General features: G+C 59.4%; 7 protein-coding genes and 1 pseudogene. 2 read left to right on the top strand and 6 right to left on the bottom strand.

All coding sequences use genetic code 11. The features are described 5' to 3' along the window. From QQL24_RS36700 to QQL24_RS18065, 4 genes and pseudogenes are all read right to left on the bottom strand, one after another. Positions 1-108, bottom strand: a pseudogene (locus tag QQL24_RS36700) (Tn3 family transposase); the annotation flags it as partial. A gap of 284 nt (positions 109-392) precedes the next feature. Next, positions 393-1,139, bottom strand: a complete 747-nt coding sequence (locus tag QQL24_RS18075; protein WP_284313687.1) for an SDR family oxidoreductase — start codon at positions 1,137-1,139, stop codon at positions 393-395. A 392-nt stretch (positions 1,140-1,531) separates the two neighbouring features. Next, positions 1,532-2,044, bottom strand: a complete 513-nt coding sequence (locus QQL24_RS18070; protein WP_284313686.1) for a DUF8737 domain-containing protein — start codon at positions 2,042-2,044, stop codon at positions 1,532-1,534. 47 nt (positions 2,045-2,091) lie between these two features. Continuing rightward, positions 2,092-3,042: an SDR family NAD(P)-dependent oxidoreductase gene (locus tag QQL24_RS18065; RefSeq protein WP_284313685.1), complete on the bottom strand. Its 951-nt coding sequence runs from the start codon at positions 3,040-3,042 to the stop codon at positions 2,092-2,094. A gap of 188 nt (positions 3,043-3,230) precedes the next feature. Between QQL24_RS18065 and QQL24_RS18060 the strand changes: the two genes are divergently transcribed. Then, complete coding sequence (locus QQL24_RS18060) at positions 3,231-3,803, top strand: TetR/AcrR family transcriptional regulator (protein WP_284313684.1); 573 nt, start codon at positions 3,231-3,233, stop codon at positions 3,801-3,803. Positions 3,804-3,870: 67 nt separating this feature from the next. Here QQL24_RS18060 and QQL24_RS18055 read toward each other — a convergent pair whose 3' ends face one another. Both QQL24_RS18055 and QQL24_RS36695 read right to left on the bottom strand, forming a co-directional pair. Then, positions 3,871-4,569, bottom strand: a complete 699-nt coding sequence (locus tag QQL24_RS18055) for an IS6 family transposase (RefSeq protein ID WP_284313683.1) — start codon at positions 4,567-4,569, stop codon at positions 3,871-3,873. Between the two features lie 40 nt (positions 4,570-4,609). Further along, a complete protein-coding gene (locus QQL24_RS36695; protein WP_431310706.1) occupies positions 4,610-4,906 on the bottom strand; it encodes a transposase family protein in 297 nt (98 codons plus the stop codon). 346 nt (positions 4,907-5,252) lie between these two features. On the opposite strand from QQL24_RS36695, the gene QQL24_RS18050 reads away from it, so the two are divergent. Then, positions 5,253-6,665, top strand: a complete 1,413-nt coding sequence (locus tag QQL24_RS18050) for an aminotransferase (protein WP_284313690.1) — start codon at positions 5,253-5,255, stop codon at positions 6,663-6,665. Positions 6,666-6,678 lie beyond the last annotated feature (13 nt).

Genomic DNA, 6,678 nt, shown 5'->3' with positions numbered 1-6,678 from the left:
CCACCACTGAGGCAAGAAGATGGAGCGATTGATGCGTCCGAGATCGCGTAGAGCGAGCGCCAGTCCGTTTTGACGCGGGAATGCGGACAGCTTGGCCAGTAGCGTCGAAGGTCAGCCCCCGGATCCGGAAGCTTATCCGAATCGCCATGGCCGATCAGATCGCAGGCAATCAGCCGGCCAAGCCCTTGGCGGGCCGGCGTGATGTTACGCCAGAGGTAGGCCGAGGTCGGATTACCGTGTGCAAAGACAATGGCATCGCCTTCACCTTCATCGACATAGGCCATCCGCTGACCATTGACGGATATGTACTTCTTCTCGCCGAAGGGGCATCACTCAGGTTCATCAGTACGGGTCCATTCAACTGGGCCAGGTCTGTTCAGCCAGGTTCACCGTCAGAGCTGCGACTGCCCCCCGTCGACCGCAATTTCGGCGCCGGTCGTGAAGGTCGCATCGAACGCGAGGAAGAGGACGGCTTTGGCGACCTCCTCAGCTGTCCCCAGGCGCTTCATCGGATTGGCTTCGCTCATCTGTCTGATTATCTGGGCTGCCATATCCTTGTCGGGAAATGCGTTGTCCCATGTCGGCGTGTCGATCGGGCCCGGCGATACGGCGTTCACGCGAATTCCCCGGGAAAGCAGCTCAGCGGCGAACGTCCGAGCCAGAGCTCGCAGTGCAGCCTTGGTCGCGCCAGCCGCAGCGAGCATCGGCATTCCCTTGGCATTGGAGATTGCGGTTGTGAAGACGACAGAGCCGCCACGAGAGATCAGCGGCGCGAACTTCTGCACAGTGAAAAAGGGACCTTTGGTGTTCACGCTAAAAACCTGGTCGTACATATCCCCGGTGGTGTGTTCGAAGGGAGCGAAGAGGCCCGCGCCGGCGTTGACGAACAGGAGATCGACTGTGTCGAACTCGGCTCTCACACGACCGGCGAGAGCGTCGATATCCGTCAGTGAGCTCGCGTCGCTCGAAACCACGAAAACACTCTCGCCAAGCGCCTTTTGCGCCGCGTCCAACCCGGCTCGGGAGCGACCGGTGATCAGCACGCGTGCGCCCCCATCGACGAGCATCTTCGCCGTCGCGAGCCCTATGCCGCTCGTGCCCCCAATGATGACGACCTTTTTGTCTCTGTACCGCTGCATGCGCGCACTCCTGGCGACGCTCGCGGGCGGCGCGTAATTTCTAAACCATCATATACGTTATTGAGGCAGTGAGCTGCGGTCAAGAGATTTTAGAACAATTTGGTTCTTAATAATCTGATGCCGTAGGCGCAGGGCGCCTCCGTGCTTGCTTTCTGATCCTGACCACTGGGATCGGCGCCCCGGCGTGGCGCCGTGCTCAACAATTTTGGGGGATGCTAGGCGGCACCAGATCTCCCACTAGTATTTCTGTGACAGCTGTGTTGACGGTTCGGATGTCGATACCGCCAAACCAAGTTACCGTAAGCGGACGCCGCCGTCAGAAAACATGATCTCGACGCTCGACTTGTCCTCGCGGGCTGTGGCGGGAGTATGCGGATTCGAACCTGAGACGATTACCGTGGCCCCTCAGCCTTAAACAGCGGCTCACCGCGCCTTGTAATGAGTTGCCAAATACTGAGCCCAACGGCCACCTGCACAACCGGCAGGTAGAAGGCAACAATCAGCCATGATATTCCGTTTACGTCACCTATTGTGCCCGCCCGGATCAGCGCAATAGTACCTGACCCCATATCCACGACAGTTTCGATGGCGAGCAGCCATATCAGGACGATTGAAAACCGCAGACGCCAAGTCAGACAGAAAAGGATGATCAGCGCCAACGCCCACCCTAGAAGGTCACCGACGACAATCTGATCGCGTATATTATTGGCCATCTTCATGCCGGCGTCTTGCGAAGAATAGATCTCTAGGCACAGGGTTCGCCCCAGATGAACGCTGGTCAATGCCATGAGGGCTTTGGCGCGGCCGACACTTCTTAATTTCGACACAACAAACCATATCGCTAACGCAATAAACGCAACCATGTTTAGTGCTTGGGCGAGGTAAATGGCTATTTCTGCATTCATTTGCACGAATCTCCAATTGCGCTTTGGCGTAGAAGGCGCCGTTTAGGCTATGAGTTAGGTAAGTCAGCGCCCGAGATTCTGACGAGGGCCTGCCACGTGGCCTCCTGGTTGGCGCGATCGTGAAAGTGCGGCTGTCGCATCGCCACTAGTGGCCCGGTCACTTTCCCGGGCGCCGAGGCGAAGAATTGACCGGAGACGTCGGCTCCAAACTCCGACGCCTGGAGGTACCGACGGACAGCGGTCTCAGGTGTCTGAGACATGCTGGGAATAACCTTAACCAATGGAAGCATCAGCCACTTCAAAGCAGGGCCGGCGTTTCGCAGCCCCTTGGTGTCAGGTGTACTACCGGGTGAGACGGCGTAAACGGCCATGCCGTGGGGAAGTCGACGCGACATCGCCGCAGCCCACCATGCGACGAACAGTTTCACGTCGGCGTGTGCTCGGTTCGGTTTGTACTTTAAGGTACGGCCCCGAAGAACGGCTTCGACTGCGGCACTTCGGTCGCCCTTGTACTGCTTGGTCGCAAGCGCCATCACGTCGGTGTAGCTGAACATGGGTACGTCCCCTCTGGCGGCTTCCGAGCCGGCGATAATGATCCGCGCGTTGGGACTCAGCAGGTTGGCGCGGAGCAAGCCGACAGCCAGTTGGTGGTGGCCGACCAGGGGGGCTTGAGTAACCTCGATGCCCGCTGCGGTGAGGACCCGCTTGCTGCCCCCGATCCACCCCGCATTCAGCAGCAGGAGGTCAATTCGTTGTATACGATCGACGACCTCGGTGAGAGCGGACTGAACGCTAGCTGGAGTATCCAGATCCAATTGCAGCGGCGTGAAGACCTGTGTCTTGGTTTCCGCGGTGAGCTTGGCGACCGCTTCCTGCGCCCGAGCAAGATTGCGTCCGGTGACAATGATCTCGCGCCAGCCCGCTCGGGCAAGCGCGCAAGCCGCCGCATATCCGAGCCCGGAAGTGGCACCGGTGACGAGCGCAATTGAACTTTCCATAGGCCCCGACTTGGTGATGGGGAAACTCGCGCGACTACGGCTGCCCTTAGGCTGACGCCGCCTTGCTAATTTCGTACTGTACGGTTATATATTTGAGAGGCGGACACGGTCAAGGGTTTTTGAACTAAATGATACAGAATGATGCTCGATCGCGCGGTCGACCTCGCAGCTTCGATGAGAGGCAGGCGTTGGAGAAGGCGACCTTGGTGTTCCGGTCGAAGGGTTACGACGGCGTGACAATCGACGATCTTGTCACGGGAATGGGCGTGGGACGGCCAAGCCTCTATTCAATCTTCGGCGACAAGCGGACGATATTCATGCGCGCCCTGCGAGCTTACGCGGAAGAAAAGGGCGCTCTTGCCGCGAAGGCGCTGTTCTCGCCGCCCGCCCTTCGTGACTCGCTCACCGGCTTCCTGAGGCATGCCGTAGAAGTTGCTACCGAGGAAGAGACGGCACCGGGGTGTCTGATGGTGTGTGTCGCGCCGCTTGTGAATGATGCCGAGGTCCGACAGTTCGCGCAGGACGTCACTGCCGCCGCCACGGCGCAAGTAGAGCGCCGCTTTCGCGATGCGATCAGCGCGGGCGAGCTCCCGTCTGATTTTCCTGCATCTATACGCGCAAGCCAGGTCATGGACCTTGGCCGCGGCCTGACGATGCGAGCGCAGATGGGTGCGCCGCGCAGGGTGCTACTCAAAGACGCCGAGGAAGCGGCCGACTTGGTGCTCCTGTCGCGAGATGGAACCGCGGCACCAGGACGCTGATGTAGGAATGTCGGTGGTTTCGTTGCAAATTTTAATAGTCGCGTAGCGGGTCACCATCGGTTGCAATTCAGGCGGCGATTTCCTCGAACTGTTCTTTGAGCGACCGGGCGTGATTGAAAGGGAAGCGTCCTTGGCGCTTTCGCATCATGTAGATCACCTCAACGCCAGCCAGGGTGGCGGTTGCTGATGACATCGCCTTGAAACCCAGCATCGGTCGAACGCGCCGCTTTGTGCGACGATGATCCTGCTCGATGCGATTGTTCAGGTATTGGCTCTCACGGATGCGGATCGGCTTCAGCGGTCGTTGCGAGCGATCCCGCAGGCGGTTCTCGACGCAGCAGGAAATAATTGCCTCCCGGTTGGTCTGGCTGCCGTCTATGACTATGCGATCCGGTCGACCGTGGCGCACCAAAGCCTTGCGCAGGAAGCATTTGGCCGCCGGCGGATCGCGATGTTCACTGAACCAGAACTCGACGGTGTCACCAACGCTGTCGATGGCGCGGTAGAGATATATCGATTGGCCGCGAACCTTGATATAGGTCTCATCCATATGCCGCCTCTTACCGACAGCCCTCTTGCGTCGGTTGAAATGCTCGAGCAGCATAGGTGAAAAGTGAACGACCCAGCGATGAATAGTCGAATGGTCAATGCTGATGCCGCGCTCGGCCATCATTTCCTTGAGATCCCGCAAGCTCAGCCCGTAGGCCAGATACCAGCGAACGCACAACAGGATCACTGATTGGTCAAAATGGCGGCCTTTGAACATGAACGCTTCCCCGGAAAGTGCCCGCCTTCATGCCGCCAACCTAGTTACTAATAAATTTGCAACAGAACCAGTCTTCGGCGAATGTCGTTCGCGTGCATTGCTTATTGCGACATTTCCAACGGCCCGAGAGAAGCTCCACCATCGCAGGGACCGCTTGCAGCGGAAGTTCCTGAAGCCGCCGCACACGCCAGCTATGCCGCGACTTTGAAGCTTGCCCGCAACCGGGACATAAGCGCGATCCCTTCCCCTCGGCGGACACGACCCAACGATCCCCATGGAACGCCACCTCACGCACGATGATTCCGGGGCCAAAGTCCAATTTTACAGTCTTCGTCATCCCTCAGATATGCGAAGTGCTCCACCCGGATGAAGCAGGCACCAAAAGTGACGAAGACCCCATGAAATGCACAAATTGAGTTCCAGATTGCCTAAGTCCCATCATGAAGTGCAAATCGACAGTCACGGGGGATAGAGCAGCATACTCGTCTAGGACGAGAAAAGCTCGACAGGCCATTTCGGGGTCCAATTGATTGTGGACCCTGTGAACGCACTCGTGCCAACCGCTCGCAGACGCGCGCGCTCTGCGCCGCCCAATTTGTAGGCATGGTTCGACGCAGGCATGGCTAGAGCGCGTGCGCCATCTGATCTAGCTGATGAGGCAGGTTAGAAGGGGCGTGACCATGATGCAAACGCACGGCGAGGTTCCCGCGCAGGAGACTGTTGACGATGCGAGCCCGGATGAAAGCCGGCTCCAACCGCTGATTCAACCCTGGCCGCTTGCCGGGAGCATCGGCAAGACCGACCTCGGCCTGATCCTGGCCGGCGATGGCGTGTACGTGAAGGATGCGCTGGGGCGCAGCCTGATCGACGGTCCTGCAGGCATGTGGTGCGTGAACGTGGGGCACCGGCATCCGAGCATCGCGGACGCGCTTCGGGATCAGGCGATGACGCTGACCTACACATCGCCCTGGTACACTTCGAACAACCCGGCTCGCGAACTCGCGCAGATGCTGGCCGATCGGGCTCCCGGCGACTTGAAGCACGTCTTTCTGACGACAGGCGGGTCGTCAGCCGTCGAGACAGCGCTCCGCTTGATGCAGTTCTACAACAATGTTCGAGGCCGCCCCCAGAAGAAGCTGATCGTTTCACGGCAGGGCGCTTACCATGGCTCCACCTATCTCTCGGCCTCCCTCAACGGGCGCCCGCGCGATCACGACTGGATGGACGGTGCAACGGAACTCGCGCGCAAGCTGACCTGTCCCGATCCCTTCCGTCGTCCCGAGGGCTTGTCGATCGACGCCTTCGAGGACTTCCTGGAGGACGAGTTCAGGACGATGATCGAGAAGGAAGGAGCGGACCGTATCGGAGCTTTCATAGCCGAGCCGGTGCAAGCTTCCGGCGGAGTCCTGATCCCAACGAAAGCCTATCTGACACGGATGCAGGCGGTCTGCAGGGAGCACGACATCCTGTTCATCGCCGACGAAGTGGTGACCGCGTTCGGACGACTCGGGCACATCTTCGCGTCGCAGGCCGTGTTCGGCGTCGAGCCCGACATGATCACGTTCGCGAAGGGGGTGACCTCCGGCTACTTCCCCCTTGGTGGCGTGATGGTCTCTGCCCGGCTGTTCGACGAATTGCGGCGCTCGAACCATCCCGACGCCATGTTCGCCCATGGCCTCACCTATTCCAGCCACCCCATCGGTTGTGCCGTCGCGATCCGCAACATCGAGCTCCTGGAAAACGGTATTTTGGATCACGCCCGGGCCATCGCGCCCTACTTCCAGGAGCGACTGAAGACCCTGGAAGACCTCGCGCTGGTCGGCGAGGTCCGGGGCATAGGGCTGATGGCAGGGATCGAATGTGTCGCGGACCGGGAGCACAACAATCCGTTGCAGATCGACATCGAGGTCGGCAAACGCATCGACAGGCACTGCCAGGACCTCGGTCTGCTCGTCAGGCCGCTCATCAATATGTGCGTGATGTCACCTCCGCTCGTCATCAATAAGGCGCAAGTGGACTCGGTAGTGGAGATTCTGCGCCAGGGAATATCGAAAACCATGGACGATCTGCGGGCCGAGGGCCTTTGGGCCGGGTGAGGCGCCTTCCAAG

Origin of the sequence: Labrys miyagiensis, from assembly GCF_030160835.1 — a bacterium.
In the GTDB taxonomy this organism is placed as follows: domain Bacteria; phylum Pseudomonadota; class Alphaproteobacteria; order Rhizobiales; family Labraceae; genus Labrys; species Labrys miyagiensis.
The sequence above is the reverse complement of the archived record's forward strand: the minus strand, read 5'-3'. Positions and strand labels throughout refer to the sequence as shown.

Coding starts and splice junctions, on each gene's coding strand:
- QQL24_RS18075 (WP_284313687.1), bottom strand. CDS start 1,139: ATGCAGCGGTACAGAGACAAAAAGGTCGTCATCATTGGGGGCACGAGC.
- QQL24_RS18070 (WP_284313686.1), bottom strand. CDS start 2,044: ATGAATGCAGAAATAGCCATTTACCTCGCCCAAGCACTAAACATGGTT.
- QQL24_RS18065 (WP_284313685.1), bottom strand. CDS start 3,042: ATGGAAAGTTCAATTGCGCTCGTCACCGGTGCCACTTCCGGGCTCGGA.
- QQL24_RS18055 (WP_284313683.1), bottom strand. CDS start 4,569: ATGTTCAAAGGCCGCCATTTTGACCAATCAGTGATCCTGTTGTGCGTT.
- QQL24_RS36695 (WP_431310706.1), bottom strand. CDS start 4,906: ATGACGAAGACTGTAAAATTGGACTTTGGCCCCGGAATCATCGTGCGT.
- QQL24_RS18050 (WP_284313690.1), top strand. CDS start 5,253: ATGCAAACGCACGGCGAGGTTCCCGCGCAGGAGACTGTTGACGATGCG.